Origin of the sequence: Vibrio sp. AND4, from assembly GCF_000171815.1 — a bacterium.
In the GTDB taxonomy this organism is placed as follows: domain Bacteria; phylum Pseudomonadota; class Gammaproteobacteria; order Enterobacterales; family Vibrionaceae; genus Vibrio.
In genome coordinates, this window is record NZ_ABGR01000002.1 from 564,078 (window position 1) to 586,479 (window position 22,402).

Sequence of the window (22,402 nt, forward strand, 5' to 3'; positions counted from 1 at the left end):
TATGTTTGGAGCGAGTTGGTAAAGGTGATAAATTAGTGAGTTCATTTTCGCTTGGCTTCACTGAAACAAAAAACAGAAGGAGCAAGCTAAGACCAATGACCATTTCATATTATGAAAGCTTTTATAAGATTATCGCTGAGCCTAATTGGTATTAGCTTACTCACCGCTTGTGGTGAAGACATCGATCACAATAAAATTCGCAAGCATGGCTTTGTGTTTTGTGGGCAAGGGAAACCAACCACATTTAACCCTCAGCTCGTTGACCGTGGTATTACAGCCGAAGCACTTAGCCCTCAGCTTTACGATACCCTGCTCACACTCGACCCAAAAACTCATCAGCCCATTGCAAGTCTTGCCGAAACTTGGTTCGTAAATGCAGAAGGCACTGAATACACGTTTAATCTAAAACGTGGTATCCAGTTCCAGAAAACCGCATGGTTTACACCGACTCGACCGTTTAACGCGCACGATGTGGTATTCAGCTTCAAAAGAATTATTGACGTAGACCATCCGTTTCACGACGTCGGTGGCGGTTTTTATCCATGGTTTGCTGCTTTAGATTTCCAAAATCTGGTCAAAAATGTTGTCGCTGTTGATAGCGACACCGTTAAATTTGTGCTTACTCAGCCTAACTTTGCTTTTTTAGCGAATATTGCCACCAGCCATGCTGTTTTACTTTCTGCGGAATATGGCCAACAACTCGCGGCAAAAGATGAGAAGGCTCAAATTGATATGTTACCTATCGGTACAGGCCCTTTCCAGCTCAAAGAATACCAAGCGAACGATTTGATTCGTCTGGAACGCCACGCCACGTATTGGAACTCCCCTGTCAAGATGAAACAAGTGGTGTTCGACATTTCACACCGCGGTACAGGCACGCTCGCTAAGCTATTTCGTAATGAATGTGACGTTCTCGCTTCACCGATTTCAAGTCAGATCCCTGTTATTCAAGCAACCGACAATCTTGAGTTAACCGCAACACCCGCAAATAACGTCTCTTTTATTGCGATTAACACTGAGCACCCAGCTCTGCGCGATGCCCGAGTTCGCCAAGCTTTAAACTTAGCCATCAACCGTCAAAATATTCTTGATTCAGTTTATTACGGTACTGGAAGCAAAGCGTACTCTCTGCTTCCACCCAACTCTTGGGCTTATCAAAAAGACAGAATTAAAATTCGTTACGACCGTAATTATGCACTTGCGCTTATGCGACAATCCGGTTACGCGAAAGGACTGCAATTAACGATGTGGGTACCCTTAGAGCCCCACGCCTTTAACCCGAGCCCGCGTAAAACCGCTGAGTTGATTCAAGCAAACTTCGCAGACATCGGGGTCGAGTTGCACCTACTGACCGATGACCGCTTTGAGCGCACCCAACTGGAAAATATTCACGATATTGACTTGCTGCTAACTGGTTGGATTGGGGACACTGGAGACCCAGACAACTTCTTCCGACCTCTGCTTTCTTGTGAATCGGATCGTGTCGGCCTGAACGTATCAATGTGGTGTAACAATGATTTTGATTTTTTGTTGGACCTCGCACTAGAAACTCAACAGCAACGTTATCGCTTAAATCTATATCGTCAAGCGCAAAACATTCTGAATGAGGAATTTCCCGTCATCCCACTGGCTCACGGTGTTCAGTTCCGTGTTCACGATAAATCGCTGAAAGGTTTTAAATCAAGCCCTTTCAATGCACAACCTTTTGATAAAGTTGAGAGAATCCATTAATGTTTTGGTACGCCGTAAGACGTCTTAATCTATTTGTCATCACTTTGATGATTCTCACCTTAGTGGGCTTTTCTTTATTGCGCTTAGATCCAAGTTCTCATTGGACAAATGTCGAATTTTGGGTCGGTTGGCAACACTATATTATCGAACTATCGCAGCTCAATTTTGGCATCAGCAAAAGCGGGAATCCGATTTACGACGAGTTAGCCATCGTCTTCCCTGCAACACTGGAGCTATGTCTCTTCGCCTTTGTCGTGTCATTGCTTATCGGTATTCCACTTGGCACGATTGCTGGTATGAAACAGGGTAAATGGTTAGATACCAGCATCTCGTTTGTTGCAATGTCTGGCTACTCAGCGCCAATTTTCTGGGTTGCACTGATGTTGATCATGATGTTTTCTTTGCAATATCAGGTCTTTCCTGTTGCCGGACGTTACGACTTGCTGTACGAAGTTGACCACATTACGGGCTTCGCCATCGTTGATGCCTTCATGGTAAAAGGAGAGCACCGAGCCTACGCACTACAAAGTGTTATCGAACATATGATCTTGCCATGTCTAGTATTAGCTCTTGCTCCGACGACTCAAGTTATCGGTTTGATGCGCGCCTCTGTGGCAGAAGTAATGAGTCAAAACTACATCCGAGCCGCACGAATCAAAGGTTTATCAAACCACAAGATTGTGACTCAACATGTGCTTCGTAACGCTATACCACCCATTATTCCAAAAGTTGGGGTTCAACTTTCTAGCATGATTACCCTAGCAATTATTACTGAATCTATCTTCAACTGGCCGGGGATTGGTCGTTGGCTATTAGATGCTCTTTCAAATCAAGATTACGCTTCAATCCAAGCTGGCGTAATGGTACTAGCAACCCTAGTTTTAACTGCCACCATCCTTTCGGACCTGATTGGTGCCATGATTAATCCTCTGGTAAGAAAGGAATGGTATGCTAACAAATAACATTTATCAGGAAGAACGTATTCCAACTCAGTTTGAACGATTCTGGCGCAGCTACCGCTCAAACAACCTAGCAATGTTTGGCTTGTGGTGCTTGGTATTGCTTATCCTGATCACCATCTTTGCGCCATTGCTCACGCCTTACGATCCTCAAGCTCAATCGGGCGACCTACTCTTACCACCATCATGGGTACCCGCTGGCGCCGTTGATTATTTCCTAGGTACCGACGATTTGGGTCGTGACATCCTCTCACGTCTGATCATGGGCTCTCAGCTGACATTTGGTGCTGCAATCGCGATCACGGCGATTGCCGGTCTAATTGGCTGCTTTATTGGCGTGTTGGCAGGCATGACTAAAGGTCTGTTGTCGAGCATCTTGAATCACTTACTCGACACCGTAATGTCGATTCCATCTTTGCTGCTGGCTATCATCTTTGTAGCTTTCCTTGGTTTTGGGGAATTCAATATCCTTTTGGCCATTTGCTTAGCCTTGATCCCACGCTTTATTCGCTCAGTGTATATTGCAGTGCATACTGAAGTGGAAAAGGACTATATCATGGCGGCACGCTTAGATGGCGCCAATGATTTCTACCTGCTGTGGAATTCGATTCTGCCAAATGTATTAACCGTTATTGCTGCAGAAATTACACTGGCGCTTTCCGTGGCAATTTTAGACATCACCGCGCTTGGTTTCCTTGGTTTAGGTGCCCAAGCGCCTAGTGCTGAATGGGGGGCGATCCTTGGCGACTCAGTTGAATTAATCTATATCGCTCCATGGACAGTGACCCTACCCGGCCTCACCATTATGTTTACCGTCATTGTTATAAACTTAGTGGGTGAAGGTATACGCCAAGCACTCAATGCGGGGATCGAATAATGCCGTTGTTAGATATTCGACATTTGACCATTGAAATTGAAACGCCATCGGGATTAGTGAAAGCGGTCGATCGTATGAGCATTACCCTAAATGAGGGGGAAATCCGTGGCCTTGTGGGTGAATCTGGCTCTGGAAAAAGTCTTGTTGCCAAAGCAATCGTCGGTGTTTGTAAAGACAACTGGAAAGTCACAGCGGATCGTATGCGCCTAGGCAACATTGATTTACTGCAGTTAACGCCAAAAGAGCGCCGACGTGTGATTTCACGCGATATTGCAATGATCTTCCAAGAGCCTTCGACTTGTTTAGATCCTTCGGAAGAAGTTGGCCGTCAACTCATCGAATCAATCCCCTCTCGCTCTTTCGAAGGCAAATGGTGGGAGCGCTTCAAATGGCGTAAAAAGCAGGCCGTCGCCTTGCTTCACAAAGTGGGGATCAAGGACCATAGGCGCTTGATGGGCAGTTACCCATATGAGTTAACTGACGGTGAGTGTCAGAAAGTTATGATTGCAATGGCAATTGCTACTAAGCCAAAAATCTTGATAGCAGATGAACCTACCAACGATCTTGACCCAATTACGCAATCACAAATCTTACGTTTACTGAGCAAGATGAATCAGATTAACAATACTACGATTGTGTTGATTGGCCATGACTTGACCACGATTACACAGTGGGCAAACCACATCACCGTCATGTACTGTGGCCAATCCGTGGAATCAGCCGATACCGAGAAACTGGTCAAGGCGCCAAAGCATCCCTACACAGCAGCACTGCTTAAAGCGATGCCCGATTTCAACGATTGGATCCCTCACAAACAAAAGCTGCAATCGCTACCAGGGTCAATCCCTCCTCTACAGCACTTGCCAATTGGCTGTCGCTTGGGACCTCGTTGCCCTTACGCACAAAAACAGTGTGTTGAGATCCCTCATACCAGGCGTATCAAGACTCATAAATTTAGTTGTCACTTCCCTTTAAATACGGAGAAACATACATGAGTGCGTTGCTTGAGGTCGATAACCTATCGAAACAGTTTGTCACGCGCTCGGGCCTGTTCAAACGTACCGTCAAAGAAGCCGTTAAGCCAGTTAGCTTTACCTTAGAACCGGGTCAAACCATAGGCTTTATTGGTCAAAACGGTTCAGGAAAATCCACGCTAGCACGTATGTTGGCCGGCGTTGTTGAGCCAAGTTCGGGAGAGATCCGCGTAAACGGTGAGCGCCTTGAACACGAGGATTATTCGACACGCTGTAAGCTAATTCGTATGATTTTCCAAGATCCAAATACCTCTTTGAACCCACGCATTCAAATTGGTCGTATTTTGGAAGGGCCATTAAAACGAAACACCAACATGCCGCCGGACGCGCGCATGAAGCGTGTCAAAGACACATTATTACGTGTAGGCTTACTGCCAGAACACGCGTATTTCTACCCTCAAATGCTTGCTGCGGGTCAAAAACAGCGTATATGCCTAGCCCGAGCTTTGATCCTTCAACCTTCCATTATCGTCGCTGATGAAGCATTAAATGGCCTAGACATGGCAATGCGCTCCCAGATCATCAACCTGTTTTTAGAGTTGCAAGAAGAGATGGGCTTATCGTTCGTTTACGTATCTCAGCACATTGGTATCGTAAAACACATTACTGACAAAGTAATGGTGATGCATGAAGGCGAGGTGGTGGAATTTGGTGAGACAAATCAAGTGTTGACTAATCCAGAGCATGCGATCACTCAACGATTGGTGGAGAGTCATTTCTACAAAGCGCCAAACCACTAAAACTTGAGCGAGTAATACGTTTCAAGTATTCGCTTCCTCAAAAAGCCTTCTTCCAAAAACAGCAAAGCCTGCATCAATGCAGGCTTTTTGCTCTCTGGGTTTCAGAGCGCTATTGATAATAATTAACGACGGCTCGCTTGTTTGCGCAGTTCAAAATCAAACTCGTCTGGAAACAGCACCACGCCCTCTTCATTCTGGTTTGGAAAAACCACAATAGACAGTTCGTCGTCTTCTAGACCCGACGTCCAGCGACTGTGCCATTTATTCAAAGAGATAGCTTCTGGCTCGCACTCTTCCCAGTCGCCTGTCGCCCATTGCTGTGCAAACTCTTCGTTTGGCCACACTGGTACACAATCGTCGTCTTCTGTGTTAAGCATCACGCAGCCATGTTCGTCTTTTAGAATCCAAACTTTGCGGTTTGTTACGATTTCCTTCACACAGTATTTCAATCGCTGCTCTTCGCTGTAGCGATTGATGGTGTCCATTTGCTCTTGGGTTAATGCTTCAGACATGTTCGTCTCCTATTCCCATAAAAAAATGCCCACCTATTGGCGGGCACTTACAGTATACGTTGGTAATAATGAAATTACACAAGCTCAGTTTGAAGCCAAGGCCAGCCTTGCTTCTTACGGCTTAGTGTGTTTTCCATCATTAGCATGCCGTCATTCTCATGCTTAACAAGCTTCTCTGCCCACTCACCTTTGTAAAGAAGGCGAGTTTGCGCTGTCGTGATGTCTGTTAGCATAACAGCAGCGAATGCTAGGTTGTCGTTTGCACAACGTGCTTCTAGATCGGCTTCTAGTGCTTCGATCATACCGTCAACTTGCTCTAGAGTTGCAAGTTCAACCTGACCTACTACTACGTCACGACCGTTGAATGGGTAGCCTTTAAGGTCTTTTTCAACAAGTTCAGCCGCTGATAGACCTTCAATGTTTGTCTTAGCAATTAGAAGATCTTTAGTGAATGCGTCAACGTCTTGTACGTCTGCGATAGCCGCTAGCTCAGCAACAGCATCTTTGTCTTTTTGAGTACAAGTTGGAGAAGCGAAACCGACGGTGTCAGAAAGGATAGCTGACATCATTAGCTTAGCTATTTGAGGCTTAATCTCGTGACCTTCAATCTTGAACATATTGAACAGTACTGTGTTAGTACAGCCAACAGGCCAGATCCATGCTTCCATTGGGTTCACTGTCATCACGTCACCAAGACGGTGGTGGTCAACGATGCCTGCGATTTCAGCCTCAGCGATATCGTCTGGTGCTTGCGCGAGATCTGAGTAGTCTACTAACCAAACCGTTTCACCTGCTACTGAAGTACGTAGTTCAGGAACTTCTGCACCCGCTACTTCCAAGATGTGTTGAGTTTCGCGGTTGATTTCGCCCTGACGAATTGGCATTGCTTCAACGCCACGCGCCTTTAAGAGTTCAGTCGCTACGAGTGCACTACAAATACTGTCACTGTCTGGGTTCTTATGACCTACAACTAGAATCATGTTTCTTCCTATTCAAGTCAATTTTTTAGCTTCCTAAAGGGTGAATCGCTTAGCGAATAGCACCGAGGAAGCGAGTTTGCTCACAAAGGCACTTATTTTACCTGATTAGAGGGAGATTGACACCAAGAAAAATAGCCAGCTCCTATTGCGAATAATTCTCACTTACATATAATGAAAATAATTACTATTAGCATTTAAGTTAATTATGAACGCAACTAAAATTTTTAATTCGGCACACCAACTACTGCAACCTGCTCAATTTCGTCTTGCTTACAAACGACTATTGCTGCCTGTTGCACTGCTCGCGCTATTGGCAAGTGAAGCGACAAGAGAAGTCACCGTCGCAACCCTGTCTGATTCATTTTGGGCAGTCTCTTGTTATGTTGCGGCAACACTCACTATTTACCACTACCTGTCAAATTTCATGTCGAAGACCAATCGATTGACTGCGCTTTACCATCGCTCTCGAAGTCATCAAGTCTTCTTTGCCGCTCTTCTGGGCGCACTTCCGGGCTGTGGTGGTGCAATCGTAGTAACAACCCAATTCATTAGCGGGCGCGTGGGATTTGGCGCGATTGTGGCCGTGCTTACTTCAACCATGGGCGACGCGGCTTTCTTGTTGCTCGCGGCTAAGCCTGCCACTGGCTTTAGTGTTATTGCCTTAGGCATTGTTGTTGGTACACTCTCTGGATGGGTGGTGAATGCTTTCCATGCTGATGATTTTCTGCGTCCCAAGCAGAAAGAAGAAACAACTCATACGCAATGCTGCAAGAGTCACGGAGACACGCATACACCGATGGAGCAACGTGCGATTAACCTGCAAGGTGCATTTTGGAAATGGTTGCTAATTCCTGTCACCATCATTGCCGTGCTTGGCTCTTTTCAGGTCGACATCAACCAACTGCTTGGGTTGAAAGAGAACACCATGGAGTGGTTAGGGGCCACATTTGCCGTGATCAGTATGTTCCTTTGGGCCATGACTAAGGAGTTAGGTGACTACCAATCAACCGTATCGGAAGATGATAAAATCATCGACTCTCACCCAATTCAAAAGGCCGCACAAGACACTAACTTTGTCAGTGCATGGGTGATTTTAGCTTTCCTTGCTTTTGAACTCACTGCATACTTCTCAGGCTTGGATTTAGGCACAACTTTCTCTGGTTGGGGTATCTGGATGCCACTCATTGGCCTAGCGATTGGCCTACTTCCAGGCTGTGGACCACAAATTCTTGTTACCAGTCTTTACGTTTCTGGCGCAGTACCTCTATCCGCACAATTGTCAAATGCGATATCTAATGATGGGGATGCGTTATTTCCTGCAATTGCAATGGCACCGAAAGCGGCATTAGTTGCAACTATTTACTCTGCAATCCCCGCATTAATTGTCGGTTACGGCTACTTCTTCTTATTCGAATCCTAACCAACTAATACCCAGATAATTGGATGTAAAAAGGGCCTCAATTGAGGCCCTTTTGCTTTTTTCATGTTAATCAGGTTATGCGGTCACAATAGCTTTAGCATTCAGACCTTTATCCAAGCTGACCAACAATAGCTGACAAGGCGCTTGGCTGAGCTTCTCCCCTGTCCAGTAATCATACCAATCTACAGGTCGATCAGCTGTCAGAGTAAATTCTGTCCCTTCCTCACTGGCGTAATTGAATAAACAGTGCAGATCATGCTTGGATGTTAGCCGTAGGAAAGCGTGATTCAAACCTAATGCAGTAAACTCTGCCGACTCTTGATTACGACGCTGACGCAGCATCAGCTTAGACAGTGTCTTGCTCGCAAAAGGCGTAATTTCTGGTAAAGGGTCCCCAGACAACAGCAAGCCACCACACGCAAGCAAAACGTTGCGGTGAAATTGATAAGCCTCGCGCGATGCTGCCTGGTTTGGGAGTGAAGTAAATGTTGCACAATCTGGGTCAATTTGCCACAACTTGCGATGCTGCCAACTGCGGAAAAAGGTTTCTTTAGCGATTTGTCCGAAACGATGGTTATCACGCTCCACATCATCAGACACTCGCATTGCATCAACGAGGCCTAATGACGGCCACATTGGCGCGTTACAACCCAATAGCCATGCATCTCCAGCCCCCCTAGCAATTGCTTCCATACCCATACGGTAGGCTTCGACACCAGTTACGCCCGATTGACTGCGCATACCTTTTAAAGTGCCCCAGTAGTTTGCGTCTAACTTGAATAACTCAACACCCCACTCTTGACGCATGACAGTCACTACATGAGTCAGATGATCTTGCACATCAGGATTTGAAGTATCAAGAATATACCAAGGAGTACAGCGCCAACCACCATAAGTGATATCTTCAGCTTTCAATAGGCTTCCGTCTTCGTGACGCACAAACCAGTCAGGATGTTTTTTGAAGATTTCTGATTCTGGTTGGGCAATGAATGGTGCCATCCAAATCGCCGGTTTTTTACCTTTTGCATGAATATTGTGAATCAGTTCTTTCACACCGCCAGAGAATTTATCCGAGGGCGTTAGCCAATCCCCCATGAAGGCTTGGTAACCATCATCTAACAGCACCCATTCGAGCTCCGCTAAACCACCTTGCATGCACGCCACATTGTCGAGCACATTGCCTTCGGTGACATCCGCATAATAGGCATACCAAGAGCACCAGCCAATTGGCGCATCTTGCGTGACTCCTTTGCGCACTGGGTGATGCTCGGCGAGCAGCTTACTGTATTGTTTGTACAACTCAGAGAGCGAATGACCGCGTAATACGGCGACAGATTCCAATTTATTGTGCTGCCAATCCGCTACTTGGGTCTGCTCCCCATCGATAGAAGCAGAAAGAACCCACTGCTCACTCTGCCGCTGCACCTCAAAATAGCCCGCAAATCGATGACAAGACGTAAAACCAAACAGGGTATAACATGATGCATCTTCAACGACTAAGTAGTTGTAGTAACGTTTGGGGGCGCTTTCAGGATAAATGCGGTAAGAAAGATTGTTATCTGGGCATCGACCAATATCTTCAGGTTGAGAAATTGTCCCGCTGGTCTGCGCCAGCATTTGAAAGCCATCGCCAAGCACAGTTGCGCCTTGTTCATAGAGAAAGGGCGTTTGAAACAAAACTTCACGTTCACCGAAAGTTTTATTGTGTATCCCGGCAAAAGAAAAATGGATTTGATTGTCCACGACTTCAAATTGAAGATCGTTATCGATTACTAATATCTCGGTATGATTGGCCAATAGAATGGTCTGAGCCATGAAGAGTCAACTCACTTAATTATCGTTGTTTCATTGAGTTCATTATCCTCTCCTTCCCTCTCCTAATTCGTTATCGACATCACGAATCTGTTGCATCTCAATTCATTTAAACTAATTACTGAGAGAACACTCACTGAAGTTTTATCAAAAAAAATACCAGCTCGAGAGCTGGTATTTCGTTTAAACTTTAGCAATGTGATTAAGCGACGTCGATTGGACCACCGAATGAAGTCACTGGTGGCGCTTTACCAGTGAATTTCTCGAAGTCTACGATACATGTGTGCGCAGAAGTTGCCTGTGCAAGCTCAGAGGAACCGATATCTTGAGTGAGCGTGTTAGGGTCACCGTAAGTACAGATTGCACCAACTTTCTCGTTCAGAGGACCGTACCATGCACCTTCTTCGATACGTACAACACCACGCGGATAGCTATCGGTCAGTACAGCACCGGCAAGAAGCTGACCACGATCGTTGAATACGCGTACTAAATCACCGTCTTTGATGCCTTTCGCTTTTGCATCGTCAGGGTTGATGTATACAGGCTCACGACCTTGAACAGCGTATGTTGCACGGAAATCTTCAGATTCACACATCTGAGAGTGCAAGCGCTTATCCGGGTGACAAGACTGTAACCAGTATGGGTGTTTATCTGAACCAGGACCACCATGTGAACGTTCTGATTTCTCAAACCACATTGGGTGTTCTTGACAGTGTTCGTAACCGTAACGTCCGATCTTACGAGAAGTGATCTCGATGAAGCCAGAAGGCGTGCCCAGAGGGTTAATTTCTGGGTCCTGACGGAACTCAGCGTGACGAACCCAAGGCTTACCTTGGCCGAAATCTAGCACGCTCTTTTTCCAGAATTCATCAAATTCTGGCATGTCAAACTTACCGTCATTTGCTTTCTTACAATCGTTGTACAGGCTGCGAATCCACTCCATTTCGCTCATGCCACGAGTGTATTCCTCGCGACGACCAAAACGTTGAGTCAATTCACTCATTATTTGGAAGTCTGGCTTAGAGTGGAACAATGGGTCCACTAAGCGATGCATAGCGATCAGACCCTTATTCGAGTACGAACCATAAACGTCGATGTCGTTACGTTCCCACTGAGTACATGCTGGAAGCACGATATCAGAGAATCGACATGTTGCAGTCCAAGCAAATTCAATCGTCACAACCGTCTGAAGCTTTTGGAACGCTTGCTTCATACGGTTACGATCTTGGTGGTGGTGCCACGGGTTACAACCCGAAATCACCATCATCTTGAAGTCTGGAAGCTTAACTTTGCCACCGTTGTAGTTGATCTCTTTGCCTGGTTCTAATAGACAGTCAATCCAACGCGCAACAGGGATGGTTCGGCTGTAACCGTTAAAGTCTTTGTTATCCCACTTGGGTTTCATCCCTGTGTCTAGGTTCCGAGGGAAACCGCCTGGTCCCGCGAAACCAGTAGAAGGAACACCGATGCTCGAGTAGTGGTGACCATAAGAAATACCACCGCCAGGTAGGCCAATTTGACCAACCATTGCTGCAACAACTGCCGCTGCCCAATATGGCTGCTCACCGTGCTCTTGACGCTGAATACACCACCCCATCAGGATCTGGGTACGACCGTTCACTAGCATGCGTGCAAATTCACGAATCTTGTCTGCTTTCACGCCACAGATAGATGCTGCCCACTCTGGCGTCTTAACAACTTTGTCTTTCGTCTCACCTTGAACGTACTTGATGAAATCTTCAAAGCCCAGACAGTAGGTCTCAATAAACTTCTTGTCGTAAAGATCTTCGTTATACAGCACGTGCGCAACAGCAAGCATGAAAGCTACGTCTGTTAGCGGGTTAATGTATAAATGGCCGTTCTCTAGGTAACGTTGGGTCTTATTCTTCACTGGGTCGACAGAAAGAACGTTGATCTCACCTTTCGCTACTTTCTCTTTCAACTGCGCAAGGTAGTTGAACGATTCGTGCGTTTCACAGTTCCAACCCACTTGCAGGTTTTTCACCGGATCGTTCGCCCAAAGAATAATGTTGTCCGAATTCTCTAGGATCTCAGACCATGAAGTACCTTGTGCATAAACTTCTGTTGAGCCGAGTACGTAAGGCATGATGGTTTGACCAGCACCCGTCGAGTAGTCACCGACTTTAGTGATGAAGTTACCGTGCATACCCACTGCACGTTGCATATGCGCTGTACAGTTGTTGAACGCACCAGTTTGGTTCCAACCCGTTTGGCCTGCGTGCAGAGCCCAGGGACCGTATTCTTTTTGAACACGCTCAAGCTCACGGTAGAACAGGTCTAGTGCTTCATCCCAAGTCACACGGATAAAACGGTTATTACCACGCGTTTCAGCACTGTATTTGTGCTTCTTCAACCAATCTAGTCGAACCATTGGATAACGAACACGTGATGGGCTGTAGATGATGCCTTTAATACCGTTCAACATTTCTGTTGGGTTCTGATCGAGTTCTAGCGGTTTGATCTCTTGAACTTTACCCGCGTAGATGTGGGCGCGGAAAGCGCCCCAGTGTGAACCTGATACTTTCCAAGTACCTGTAGATTCAGCTGCACTCGCAGATGCTGAAGCCAATAAGCTTGGACCAATAACTGACGCTGCACTTGTGGTTGCTACACCTTTAAGAAAACTTCTTCGTGTAATAGCCATTTATATTTTTCTCCAATCCGACGCTTATTAGTGGTGGCCTTCAGCATAATCTGAAGAGTGTTTCTGTAGGTACTTCAAGATCAGTGCTTCACTGTCTGTATCTAGGTTAACGAACGCTAGCATACCGTCGAACATACCTGGCCATGTATTCGCATCAAAGTGCGCTTCAGCTGGTTGTGTGTGACATACAGAACAGTTAGTTCTGTAAGCTTCTTTTGATTTTTCCCATACAGGATTGATGTCATTCAGCATAGACTCTTTCTTGATCCATACTTTTGCTGCAACTTTCTCCCAAGGAAGCCCCGTCAACTCGTCAACTTTCTTCTCACCAGCCGTCACAATGTTCGCGTCGGTGGATGCTTCTTTCAGTAGAGATGCGACTGCGATGTTCTTACCGAAGTCTTCTTGAATTACACGACCGAAGCCTTTTGCTTTGCGCCAGCCGTCAATTTCAATTTCAACGTAGTCGCCTTTATCTTCAAGAACTTTTACTGTCGATGCTGGGTTTAGTAGACCCGCTTCTTTTGCACCTTTTTCATCGAAGTAAATTGGTAAGTGACGAACACTTACTAGTTGCTGATCTACACCATAATCGGTATCGGAAGTCATACCTTCTAAGTCACCAACGATACCGCCAATGCTGTCCATGCCCTCGGGAAGGTGGTGAGCAATACCTTTGTGGCAGTCTACACAACTTTGATCTTTTTCCGCCGCTTGTTTCATTTGGATACGAGCGGTTGGAGACATTTGCTCGAAATCCATTGACGCGTAATTGTGACAGTTTTTACATTCTAGAGATTTGTTTGCTGAGAAACGATCCCATTCGTGTTTTGCAAGTTCGATACGTCGCTCTTCGAAGACACCAGGTTCATCGTAGTTACCGAAAACCTGTGCAAACACCTCTTTTGAGGCTTGCATTTTACGAGCGATCTTATCTGTCCAATTATGTGGGACGTGACAGTCAGGACAAGTAGCGCGAACCCCAGAGTGGTTCTTCCAGTGAACCGTTTCTTGTAATTCAACGTATACATTATCACGCATGGTATGACAGCTAATACAGAACTTCTCGGTATTGGTAGCTTCAAGGGCAGTGTTAAAACCACCCCAGAAAATGACACCAGCGATAAATCCGCCCATTGTCAACACGCCAAGGCTAATATGGACGGCTGGACGTGACATCGTGCGCCACAGTTTAATGATAAATGATTTCATTATTTGCTCTCTTAAATCTTTTCTAAAGTGTGGTGATTAGTTCACCTGACTAAATGCCGTGAGCACCAGGAGGACCAAAGAAAAACACCTGAAGCGCCCATACAATGAATCCGTACCCACCCACGAAAGCCACACTCAGAACTGGGAAGAGAACAACTGCGATGAAGAGGAATGATTTCCACTCCAATGACCGCTTCTCACCACTCTCAATTTTGTTAACATCACTCATACACTTGCCTATTTAGTACTTAATGTTCTAGGAAAGCCCGCGTTACCGTGCTCAATTTTTATGATCTATTTAGCAAGAATTTTAGACCATACTGATAGTAAGGTTCAATTAAAACCTTACCATAGACCTTGTTATTCAATGCTTTTTTGATTTGGTTCAGACATGTGTCCGAATACTTTTCCATATGTAAAGTTATTAACAAATATAAAAAAAATAAGTCAACTGAAATTCTGACATAGGTAAAACGATAAATTAATCCAATTTGCACTTGAATATGGAACGGAAGTATAGATAAGAATCTGTTTTTTCGTTTAAAAAGTGTCACTTGTAACTCTAATGTTAACGCCGAGTCACAAAATACGAATGTTATTTCATCGAGAGTAATAATCAAATAAATGGAGTTTACTAATTCATAAGCTAAGTGCACTTGGTAAGAATCAAACCGTTTGAATTCAAAACAGGATATGACACAAGTTGCTTCAGGCGCATTTTAGCTTGCTGTTGTCCCTCCCATTAAAATTTCGTTCCAAATAAAGCACGATAAGCAAAAACGAATTCGTCACCTTCTCATTACATAAGTGACTCATTTTGTGTTTTTTTCGTCGCTCGCAAAGATACGCACTCTCTTTGAGACAGGTTATCCACAGAAAATGTGGATAAACCACAAAAACCCATAAGCAACCAGAAACATAATGAAAGGTTTACAAATTGTCTCATCTATTCAATCAAACGGTCACTGATAAGTCATAGAGGTGTCATTTACTGTCTCTATAAATTACAGCGTATTTAGCAAAGAGAGAATTCATCATGGAAAGGTTAATCACTCGTAAAAAAATCGATAGTTTGATACCAGAAGTACTAGTGGACTGGCTGACACAAGTGCCTACAGAAATAACGTCTCTCTGGATCCCAAATGAGTGTGGTATCAATGAAGAGTTAGTCTAGTGTGCCAGCCATGTCACTCGATAGAGTAATAGATAGACAAACCGTATAACTGGCCTGTTTAGTTAACTATTTAAGATGATTGCCTATACTACTTGGTTAAATGATTCGATAAAACGGGGCAAAGAAGTCCCCACTGTTGCTAGGCTCAAGCAGCGTAATGCTTTACTTGTTTATCAACAGCACGCTCACATTCTAACCCACATAATCAGAAATATTTTTATCCACTTCATATCGTTACACTTAACATTTCTAGGGCTTTTCTATTGCTCAATAGTAATTTTCAGATTAGCTTGTTTAAAAAATTACGAAGGAATAACTTATGAAATATTCAGCTGACCATATCGCCGAACTGAATCTACTTCTTAAATTCGATTTAAGCAGCGCAGCGACTGGTATCAAAGTCCACAAAGAAGCCTCTGAAGAAATGCAGGCAGCCGTTGCGCGTCTATACGAAAAACAATTATGCACACAGCCAGATGGCGGTTACTTAACCGATGAGGGAATAGAAGTCGCTGAACACGCCGATAGAGTACTGAGAGTTTTGTCCGTATAAAGGCACGTTAAAGCTGAGTAAGTTACTGTCATTAAAAGCCCCAGAGTATTTACTAAATACTCTGGGGCTTTTTTCTGGAGTAAAGCAGTGCCAATATACTTATGACATTAAGATAGAGCTTCGATACCTAGCATCAAAGCGAGCGCCACAAGTGTTGGAGTCCATTATTACTGGGGTTGCACTGTCATCCATGATATTTTTTGGTAATTCGAATATCACTCGGTTACTGTTGACTGAATAGAAGGCAAGTTTTTCAGCATTTTCACATACGGCATTATTGTATTGCTTTGATTAATATCGGCAACTTTCCACTCATCATCAACGAGTGAAAAAGTCCAAACTGTTGTGACTGTTTTGTATTCTTCATTTCCTTCTGATATTGCGCCAGTTTCCCTATGCTTTAGGTAGTCATTCATTTCTGCCTTGACCGTAACCAATATCGTTGACTCACGATGCCCTTCTTTATGATTACGATGAACAACCATCAAAGGCTTTATTTGCTTTATTATTTTTATATTACATATATTGACCAAGCCTTTTTGTTTCCATTTATCTAAATAAACTTGTTGTTGATTACGTAAGTACGATTCTGTCATCAGTGAAGATACATCACTGAGATCTTCATCTTGCCAACCATTATGAACTCTAAGGAAACTATCTTTAACTCTTTGTTCTATTCTTAACCAATCAAAATGTTCACTATAATGAGACATAAAGGCTAAATCTTTAAACGCTCGCTTCTCAGCCATTTTCAACTTAATAGAATTAACAGCAATTAAGGGAAGAAAGAATATGAACAAAAGTACTAATAATACCTTACCCCATGTTGAATCAAACATAGTCGAAGCAATCTTCCCTCCAGGGCCAGCAAGAGCAGGCTCTACCATTAGAAAGAACGAAAAAAACATCAAAAACAACGTGAAAATTTTCCTCTTACACACTTATATTTATCCTTGTATTAATTAATGTATTATTGGTAAAGAAACGTATTCTCATGCCTCTGTATATATACCCAAGTGACTTCAAGATGTAGAACTCAGGAAGCGGCGAAGTCTGGCATAGAGACTCAAGAGCAGATTTAAGTCTGGGGTTTACTCATCGATAAGCAGTATTTTTTATAAATAGAATTGATTTATCCCCCTACATATCAATCATTATAATAAATGCCAAGCTTGAGTTCTATAAAAAGCCCCCGTCAAAACGCATGTTTTGATAGGCATAATAGATATTAAAAATAATGGTAACCAAGCAAGCTCAGAATTATGCTGACCGGGTTCTTTGCATTAAAGCTCCTCTTCTACAATGCTACTTTATCTAACAGCGCTTTCTAAAAAATGTTGTTTTAAAACATTGATACCCGCTAATCCAAAGCATTAACTCCCTTGAATTCGATTTATAATCATGGTTCTAAATTCCATCCTTAGTGGAAACATCAAATATCAAAGTACTACATATATAATTCAAAAAAAGTTGGCTTAGGGGTATAGTATCTACAAAGAGTTTTTTTGGTCGAAAAATGTAATAAGGATTCTGCTCATGGCAAATGTACTCATTATTGGCGCTGGTTGGTTAGGAATGCCGCTGGCTGAGACTTTATCCGAGCAAGGTCACCACGTAACTGCTACTTGCCGCAGTGAGAGTCGACTACATGAACTTTGTGCTCTTAACATTCCTTTCTCCCAATTAGATCTCGCAAGCCCCAATTGCTGCCAGCAACTTTCTGTGTTGCTTAAGCAAAATAACATTGAATGTATTATCGGCGCTTTCCCTCCTGGCTTTCGTCAAGGGAATGGACAAGAGTACGCACAGCAATGGCAGCGCTTAACTGAAGCGGCAAAAGCGAGTAGCGTTGAAAAGATTTTGATGGTCAGCTCAACGACGGTATACCCAAACCTGGCCGTCGATATGAAAGAAGAAGACGCCACACTGGCATTGGCTCAGACGAAGGAACACTTCTCTGACAATGCCCGCATTATGCTACAAGCAGAGCAATACGTAATTGATTCAGGCATCGACTACGCCATCGTCCGTTGCAGTGGATTAATAGGTGAAGACCGACACCCATCAAGGTTTGCGGTGCGATTAAAACAGGTCAGTCGTAACGCCCCGGCCAACATGGTGCATCAAAAGGATGCTGTCGCAGCAACTGCCTTCGCTTTAAATCAAATCAGCGATGAAGTCGTCAATGTCACCACACCGAATACTGTTAGCAAAGCTGAGTTTTATCAAGCGGCCATTACGCTGAGTAACTTAGATATTCCCCTTCCAACAATCACCGAAACTGGGGATAAACGAATCCTCGCAGACAAGCTTATTGCGCTTGGTTACCAGTTCCAATTCAACTCAACGCTGGATGCACTATGAAGCTCTATCAACACATTGAAATCTTGTGGGATTACATGCAACTCAAGCAGGAACTCACACCTGCTGACTGCTTATTTGTTATGTGTAGCAATGATTTACGTGTTGCCGAATACGCCGCAGAGCTTTACCACCAAAAGCTTGCGTCTCTGATTGTGTTTTCCGGCGGTAAAGGCCGTTTTACGGATAGCTTGTTTGAAAAAAGCGAAGCCGAAACCTTCGCAGAAATTGCCAAACTTGCTGGCGTGCCGAACGAAGCAATCTTAACCGAAACACAATCCACTAACAGCGGTGAAAACATTCGATTCACCGATCAATTATTGCAAGACAAAGGGGTTAACTGCGAATCTCTCATCTTGGTTCAAAAACCATTTATGGAACGACGTGCCATCGCAACCTTCGAAAAACAGTGGCAATCACCTTATTCACTGCTGCAAGTGACGTCTACTGCACACCCTTTCTTTGAATACATCAACGAAGAGATGCCACTTATGATGGTGCTTGAAGCGCTAATGGAAGATTTTTCTCGCGTGAAAACTTATCCAGAGAAAGGTTTTCAAACTAAGCAAGTCATTCCTGCTCAGGTAGAATCCTCTTATCGGGTGCTGCAAGAAAAGTTCGACTTCCCCTAATTCAGGGGACTTATACCCAAGTAACAGACAATAAAAAACCACCGAATGCGGTGGTTTTATTGTACCGGTGACTTTACTTACCCAGTGCTTCTTTATAATGCTGACGACAAACGGATACGTATCGTTCATTACCGCCAATTGCAACCTGATCGCCCTCTTGGATAGCCACCCCAAACTCATCAGTTCGGATAACCATATTTGCCTTGCGACCACAGTGACAAATGGTTTTTAATTCAACCAATTTGTCTGCCCAAGATAGCAAATACTTGCTCCCCTCAAAAAGCTCGCCTTGAAAGTCAGTACGAAGACCATAACAAAGAACTGGGATACGCAGTTTATCCACCACCTCGGTCAGTTGATAAACCTGCTCTTTCGATAAAAACTGACACTCATCAATTAAAATACAGTGACGTTTTTCGGCTTCATGCAGTGTCGCAACCTCTTGGTATAAGTTGCTATCTGGACGGAACAAATGCGCGTCTGATTGCAAACCAATACGGGAGCTTACTTTACCCACGCCATAACGGTCATCAAGCGCTGCGGTGAAAATCACCGGCGTCATGCCACGTTCTTGGTAATTAAATGAAGATTGAAGAAGAGTTGTCGATTTACCCGCATTCATTGCCGAGTAATAGAAATACATCTGGGCCACAGAGCACTACCTTCGTTTAAAATTAGTATGTATAAAAACTTGTAAAGAAAAGGGCTGAATCGTCAGCCCTTATATATCTTTATACTAATGCCATTGACTGGGTGTTAAGTTAGTTGATGGCATTAGTACTCATCACTTACGACGCCAGGTTGTACCTTCAGAGCCATCTTCCAGCACAATGCCCATTTCAGTCAACTTGTCACGCGCCATATCCGCATTCGCCCAATCCTTTGCAGCACGAGAATCGTTACGTAGCTTTATGAGCGCTTCGATTTCGGCTACTTCCTCATCGTCGCCTGCATCGCCTTTCAGGAAGGCTTCTGGATCTTGATGGAGGATACCGATCACGTCAGCCAGTTCACGCATTAATGCACCTAACTCACTCGCTTTCTCAACATTTTCTGTCTTCAGGCGGTTTACCTCGCGTGCCATGTCGAACAGCACAGAGTAAGCCTCTGGCGTATTGAAGTCATCGTTCATCGCAGCAGTAAAGCGAGTCACGTACTCTTCACCGCCCGCTGGCGCTGCATTGGAGTCTAGACCGCGTAGAGAGGTGTAGAGGCGTTCAAGAGACGCTCTTGCTTGGTTTAGGTTATCTTCACTGTAGTTTAGCTGGCTACGGTAGTGACCAGACATAAGGAAGTAACGAACTGTCTCTGCATCGTAGTGGCCCAGAACGTCGCGAATAGTAAAGAAGTTACCCAGAGATTTAGACATCTTCTCACGGTCTACCATTACCATGCCGCTGTGCATCCATGTGTTTACATACTGCGTGTCGTGTGCACAGCATGATTGCGCAATTTCATTCTCGTGATGCGGGAACTGAAGGTCAGAGCCACCACCATGGATATCAAAGTGGTTACCTAGGATTGAAGAGTTCATTGCAGAACATTCGATGTGCCAACCTGGGCGGCCTGGACCCCATGGTGATTCCCACGTAGGTTCACCTGGCTTAGACATCTTCCAAAGTACGAAATCCAGTGGGCTGCGTTTTGCTGTTTCGATATCGACACGTGCGCCAGCTTGCAATTGATCTAGATCTTGCTTAGAAAGCTTACCGTACTCTTTGAACTGGCGGACTTCAAACATTACATCGCCATTATCCGCGACGTACGCGAAACCACGTTCAATGAGCTTTTCAACCAACTCAATGATTTCAGCGATGAACTGAGTCGCACGCGGCTCAACGTCAGGGCGCTTCATGTTTAGCGAATCAAAATCAACATGCATTTCGCCAATCAGACGATCTGTCAGAGAATCACAAGATTCGCCGTTTTCTGCGGCACGTTTGATGATTTTGTCATCGATATCAGTAATGTTACGTACAAAGGTTAAGTCGTAACCAAGGTAGCGCAAGTAACGAGAAACCACATCGAAAGACACGAAAGTACGACCATGACCGATATGACAGAGATCGTATATGGTAACGCCACAGACATACATGCCAACTTTACCAGCTGTTATGGGTTTGAATTCCTCTTTCTGTCTTGTGAGTGTGTTATATATTTTTAACATGATCTCTATCTATGATTGTAAATGGATAACAAGAAAGCGAGTATAACAACTCAGACCTTATTAGGTAATAGCAATTCCTGGATAAAACGATAATTGGCTAAACTTCAAGCATAATACGATAAATTTATTCTTCCTGAGTTTTTAAAGCGCAATAACTTAGGCTAGAATCGCAGCTTCAATACAACACAGTAAAGGAAAATAGCATGATCACCCTTCACACTAATTTTGGTGACATCAAGATTCAACTAAACGAAGAGAAAGCGCCAGAAACTAGCGCAAACTTCCTTCAGTACTGCCGCGATGGTTTCTACGACAACACTCTTTTCCACCGTGTTATTGACGGCTTCATGATCCAAGGTGGTGGTATGGAGTCTGGTTTACGTGAAAAAACATCACGTGCACCAATCAAGAACGAAGCAAACAACGGTCTTAGTAACAAAGTGGGTACACTTGCTATGGCTCGTACTATGGAGCCGCATTCAGCAAGCTCTCAATTCTTCATCAACGTAAACAACAACACGTTCCTAGACTTCCGTAGCGAAAGCCTAGACGGTTGGGGTTACTGTGTATTCGGTGAAGTAATCGAAGGCATGGACATTGTAAACAAGATCAAAGGTGTTAGCACAGGCTCTTACGGCATGCACCAAGACGTACCTCTAGAAGACGTTTTGATCACTGGCACAACTATTGAAGAGTAACTTTAAAGAGTTACGATTTACCACTAAGAGATAAGTTTGTGGGGAGGCTTAGCTTCCCCTTATTTCTATGACAACATTATTTATATCTGATATCCACCTTACCCCATCACGTCCTGATATCACGGAGTGCTTTGTTACGTTTATGCGTACAGAAGCAATCTATGCCGACGCACTGTACGTGCTTGGCGATTTGTTTGAGTTCTGGATTGGTGACGATGACAACACTCCTTTTGCTGATCAAATCCGCGCTGAATTTAAAGCGCTAACGGATGCAGGTGTGTCGACCTTCTTCATCCAAGGCAATCGAGATTTTTTACTCGGTAAACGCTTTTGCAAACAAACTGGTATGACATTACTTGATGATGTCTGCACGATTGATCTTTATGGCCAAAAAACCGTGATTCTGCATGGCGATACACTTTGTATTGATGATGTAAAATACCAAGAGTTTAGAAAAACCGTCCATAAACCTTGGCTTCAGTGGCTGTTTAATCGAATTCCATGGTTCGTTAAGAAGATAATCGTCGCTAAAGTCCAGTCAGGCATTAGAGATGACAAAATAACCAAATCTCTCAATATCATGGACGTTAATCAAAGCGAGGTTGAACGTGTTATGTCTCAAAACGGCGTTCATTTGATGATTCACGGTCACACCCATCGCCCAAATACACATTTTTTTGAACTTAATGGTGCCACCAACACCCGCATTGTTTTAGGTGATTGGTATACCCAGGGTTCAGTTCTTCAAGTAGATTCAGACAACTTTAACTTAAAAACACGACCGTTTGACACAGAATTGAAGTAAAGCGTGCCAAGCCGATAGTAGATTGCTCGCAAAGCATAGAAATTTAGAATTAAATCGCTATCATCCTAAA

Annotated in this window: 21 protein-coding genes; 12 read left to right on the forward strand and 9 right to left on the reverse strand. The window is 44.2% G+C overall.

The window, feature by feature from the left end; genetic code table 11:
- Window positions 1-111: 111 nt before the first annotated feature.
- From AND4_RS05115 to AND4_RS05135, 5 genes are read left to right on the forward strand one after another with little or no spacing between them, the layout of a single operon-like run.
- Window positions 112-1,731, forward strand: a complete 1,620-nt coding sequence (locus AND4_RS05115) for an ABC transporter substrate-binding protein (RefSeq protein WP_009841845.1) — start codon at window positions 112-114, stop codon at window positions 1,729-1,731.
- A complete protein-coding gene (locus AND4_RS05120) occupies window positions 1,731-2,693 on the forward strand; it encodes an ABC transporter permease subunit (RefSeq protein ID WP_009841846.1) in 963 nt (320 codons plus the stop codon). The genes AND4_RS05115 and AND4_RS05120 overlap by 1 nt, the downstream gene beginning before the upstream one ends.
- Complete coding sequence (gene sapC / locus AND4_RS05125; protein ID WP_009841847.1) at window positions 2,680-3,567, forward strand: putrescine export ABC transporter permease SapC; 888 nt, start codon at window positions 2,680-2,682, stop codon at window positions 3,565-3,567. Before AND4_RS05120 ends, sapC begins: the two co-directional genes overlap by 14 nt.
- Window positions 3,567-4,562: an oligopeptide/dipeptide ABC transporter ATP-binding protein gene (locus tag AND4_RS05130; protein WP_009841848.1), complete on the forward strand. Its 996-nt coding sequence runs from the start codon at window positions 3,567-3,569 to the stop codon at window positions 4,560-4,562. Before sapC ends, AND4_RS05130 begins: the two co-directional genes overlap by 1 nt.
- On the forward strand, window positions 4,559-5,341 hold the full coding sequence (locus tag AND4_RS05135; protein ID WP_009841849.1) for an ABC transporter ATP-binding protein: 783 nt from the start codon (window positions 4,559-4,561) through the stop codon (window positions 5,339-5,341). The genes AND4_RS05130 and AND4_RS05135 overlap by 4 nt, the downstream gene beginning before the upstream one ends.
- A gap of 122 nt (window positions 5,342-5,463) precedes the next feature.
- Here AND4_RS05135 and AND4_RS05140 read toward each other — a convergent pair whose 3' ends face one another.
- Together AND4_RS05140 and AND4_RS05145 are read right to left on the reverse strand one after the other, a co-directional pair.
- Complete coding sequence (locus tag AND4_RS05140; protein WP_009841850.1) at window positions 5,464-5,853, reverse strand: DUF2750 domain-containing protein; 390 nt, start codon at window positions 5,851-5,853, stop codon at window positions 5,464-5,466.
- Window positions 5,854-5,927: 74 nt separating this feature from the next.
- A complete protein-coding gene (locus tag AND4_RS05145) occupies window positions 5,928-6,833 on the reverse strand; it encodes a manganese-dependent inorganic pyrophosphatase (RefSeq protein ID WP_009841851.1) in 906 nt (301 codons plus the stop codon).
- A gap of 205 nt (window positions 6,834-7,038) precedes the next feature.
- Here AND4_RS05145 and AND4_RS05150 point away from each other — a divergent pair, with 205 nt between their 5' ends.
- On the forward strand, window positions 7,039-8,253 hold the full coding sequence (locus tag AND4_RS05150; RefSeq protein ID WP_009841852.1) for a putative manganese transporter: 1,215 nt from the start codon (window positions 7,039-7,041) through the stop codon (window positions 8,251-8,253).
- Window positions 8,254-8,328: 75 nt separating this feature from the next.
- Here the strand turns inward: AND4_RS05150 and AND4_RS05155 are convergent, their stop codons facing one another.
- The 4 genes from AND4_RS05155 to torE all read right to left on the reverse strand — a co-directional run bounded on the left by AND4_RS05155 (window position 8,329) and on the right by torE (window position 14,171).
- Window positions 8,329-10,068, reverse strand: coding sequence for an alpha-galactosidase (locus tag AND4_RS05155; protein WP_009841853.1), 1,740 nt, complete (start codon window positions 10,066-10,068; stop codon window positions 8,329-8,331).
- A gap of 199 nt (window positions 10,069-10,267) precedes the next feature.
- Window positions 10,268-12,730, reverse strand: coding sequence for a trimethylamine-N-oxide reductase TorA (torA, locus tag AND4_RS05160; protein ID WP_009841854.1), 2,463 nt, complete (start codon window positions 12,728-12,730; stop codon window positions 10,268-10,270).
- 27 nt (window positions 12,731-12,757) lie between these two features.
- Window positions 12,758-13,942: a pentaheme c-type cytochrome TorC gene (gene torC, locus AND4_RS05165; RefSeq protein WP_009841855.1), complete on the reverse strand. Its 1,185-nt coding sequence runs from the start codon at window positions 13,940-13,942 to the stop codon at window positions 12,758-12,760.
- 49 nt (window positions 13,943-13,991) lie between these two features.
- Entirely contained in the window at window positions 13,992-14,171 is a 180-nt protein-coding gene (torE, locus tag AND4_RS05170; RefSeq protein ID WP_009841856.1) for a trimethylamine N-oxide reductase system protein TorE, read from the reverse strand.
- Between the two features lie 807 nt (window positions 14,172-14,978).
- On the opposite strand from torE, the gene AND4_RS20220 reads away from it, so the two are divergent.
- Complete coding sequence (locus AND4_RS20220) at window positions 14,979-15,116, forward strand: hypothetical protein (RefSeq protein ID WP_009841857.1); 138 nt, start codon at window positions 14,979-14,981, stop codon at window positions 15,114-15,116.
- 319 nt (window positions 15,117-15,435) lie between these two features.
- Window positions 15,436-15,669 carry a TIGR02647 family protein gene (locus tag AND4_RS05175; RefSeq protein ID WP_009841858.1) on the forward strand — a complete coding sequence of 78 codons (234 nt, stop codon included), beginning with the start codon at window positions 15,436-15,438 and terminating at the stop codon, window positions 15,667-15,669.
- A 215-nt stretch (window positions 15,670-15,884) separates the two neighbouring features.
- Here AND4_RS05175 and AND4_RS05180 read toward each other — a convergent pair whose 3' ends face one another.
- Window positions 15,885-16,556, reverse strand: coding sequence for a TIM44-like domain-containing protein (locus AND4_RS05180; protein WP_186004045.1), 672 nt, complete (start codon window positions 16,554-16,556; stop codon window positions 15,885-15,887).
- 649 nt (window positions 16,557-17,205) lie between these two features.
- On the opposite strand from AND4_RS05180, the gene AND4_RS05185 reads away from it, so the two are divergent.
- The gene (locus AND4_RS05185) at window positions 17,206-18,033 is read left to right on the forward strand and encodes an NAD(P)H-binding protein (RefSeq protein ID WP_009841860.1); all 828 of its coding nucleotides are present in this window, start codon (window positions 17,206-17,208) and stop codon (window positions 18,031-18,033) included.
- Complete coding sequence (locus AND4_RS05190) at window positions 18,030-18,662, forward strand: YdcF family protein (RefSeq protein WP_009841861.1); 633 nt, start codon at window positions 18,030-18,032, stop codon at window positions 18,660-18,662. Before AND4_RS05185 ends, AND4_RS05190 begins: the two co-directional genes overlap by 4 nt.
- 73 nt (window positions 18,663-18,735) lie before the next feature.
- On the opposite strand, the gene AND4_RS05195 is transcribed toward AND4_RS05190, so the two are convergent.
- Window positions 18,736-19,314: a thymidine kinase gene (locus AND4_RS05195; RefSeq protein ID WP_009841862.1), complete on the reverse strand. Its 579-nt coding sequence runs from the start codon at window positions 19,312-19,314 to the stop codon at window positions 18,736-18,738.
- 132 nt (window positions 19,315-19,446) lie between these two features.
- Window positions 19,447-20,829: a cysteine--tRNA ligase gene (gene cysS / locus AND4_RS05200; RefSeq protein WP_009841863.1), complete on the reverse strand. Its 1,383-nt coding sequence runs from the start codon at window positions 20,827-20,829 to the stop codon at window positions 19,447-19,449.
- A 203-nt stretch (window positions 20,830-21,032) separates the two neighbouring features.
- On the opposite strand from cysS, the gene AND4_RS05205 reads away from it, so the two are divergent.
- Together AND4_RS05205 and lpxH are read left to right on the forward strand one after the other, a co-directional pair.
- Entirely contained in the window at window positions 21,033-21,527 is a 495-nt protein-coding gene (locus AND4_RS05205; protein WP_009841864.1) for a peptidylprolyl isomerase, read from the forward strand.
- 67 nt (window positions 21,528-21,594) lie between these two features.
- Entirely contained in the window at window positions 21,595-22,332 is a 738-nt protein-coding gene (gene lpxH / locus AND4_RS05210; RefSeq protein WP_043991464.1) for a UDP-2,3-diacylglucosamine diphosphatase, read from the forward strand.
- Window positions 22,333-22,402 lie beyond the last annotated feature (70 nt).

What these genes read in the sequence shown, in the direction of transcription:
- AND4_RS05150 (WP_009841852.1), top strand. Translation starts at nt 7,039, where the DNA reads ATGAACGCAACTAAAATTTTTAATTCGGCACACCAACTACTGCAACCT.
- AND4_RS05205 (WP_009841864.1), top strand. Translation starts at nt 21,033, where the DNA reads ATGATCACCCTTCACACTAATTTTGGTGACATCAAGATTCAACTAAAC.
- cysS (WP_009841863.1), bottom strand. Translation starts at nt 20,829, where the DNA reads ATGTTAAAAATATATAACACACTCACAAGACAGAAAGAGGAATTCAAA.
- lpxH (WP_043991464.1), top strand. Translation starts at nt 21,595, where the DNA reads ATGACAACATTATTTATATCTGATATCCACCTTACCCCATCACGTCCT.
- AND4_RS05180 (WP_186004045.1), bottom strand. Translation starts at nt 16,556, where the DNA reads ATGGTAGAGCCTGCTCTTGCTGGCCCTGGAGGGAAGATTGCTTCGACT.
- AND4_RS05155 (WP_009841853.1), bottom strand. Translation starts at nt 10,068, where the DNA reads ATGGCTCAGACCATTCTATTGGCCAATCATACCGAGATATTAGTAATC.
- sapC (WP_009841847.1), top strand. Translation starts at nt 2,680, where the DNA reads ATGCTAACAAATAACATTTATCAGGAAGAACGTATTCCAACTCAGTTT.
- AND4_RS05130 (WP_009841848.1), top strand. Translation starts at nt 3,567, where the DNA reads ATGCCGTTGTTAGATATTCGACATTTGACCATTGAAATTGAAACGCCA.
- AND4_RS05145 (WP_009841851.1), bottom strand. Translation starts at nt 6,833, where the DNA reads ATGATTCTAGTTGTAGGTCATAAGAACCCAGACAGTGACAGTATTTGT.
- AND4_RS05115 (WP_009841845.1), top strand. Translation starts at nt 112, where the DNA reads ATGAAAGCTTTTATAAGATTATCGCTGAGCCTAATTGGTATTAGCTTA.
- AND4_RS05140 (WP_009841850.1), bottom strand. Translation starts at nt 5,853, where the DNA reads ATGTCTGAAGCATTAACCCAAGAGCAAATGGACACCATCAATCGCTAC.
- AND4_RS05190 (WP_009841861.1), top strand. Translation starts at nt 18,030, where the DNA reads ATGAAGCTCTATCAACACATTGAAATCTTGTGGGATTACATGCAACTC.
- torE (WP_009841856.1), bottom strand. Translation starts at nt 14,171, where the DNA reads ATGAGTGATGTTAACAAAATTGAGAGTGGTGAGAAGCGGTCATTGGAG.
- torC (WP_009841855.1), bottom strand. Translation starts at nt 13,942, where the DNA reads ATGAAATCATTTATCATTAAACTGTGGCGCACGATGTCACGTCCAGCC.
- torA (WP_009841854.1), bottom strand. Translation starts at nt 12,730, where the DNA reads ATGGCTATTACACGAAGAAGTTTTCTTAAAGGTGTAGCAACCACAAGT.
- AND4_RS05185 (WP_009841860.1), top strand. Translation starts at nt 17,206, where the DNA reads ATGGCAAATGTACTCATTATTGGCGCTGGTTGGTTAGGAATGCCGCTG.
- AND4_RS20220 (WP_009841857.1), top strand. Translation starts at nt 14,979, where the DNA reads ATGGAAAGGTTAATCACTCGTAAAAAAATCGATAGTTTGATACCAGAA.
- AND4_RS05135 (WP_009841849.1), top strand. Translation starts at nt 4,559, where the DNA reads ATGAGTGCGTTGCTTGAGGTCGATAACCTATCGAAACAGTTTGTCACG.
- AND4_RS05175 (WP_009841858.1), top strand. Translation starts at nt 15,436, where the DNA reads ATGAAATATTCAGCTGACCATATCGCCGAACTGAATCTACTTCTTAAA.
- AND4_RS05120 (WP_009841846.1), top strand. Translation starts at nt 1,731, where the DNA reads ATGTTTTGGTACGCCGTAAGACGTCTTAATCTATTTGTCATCACTTTG.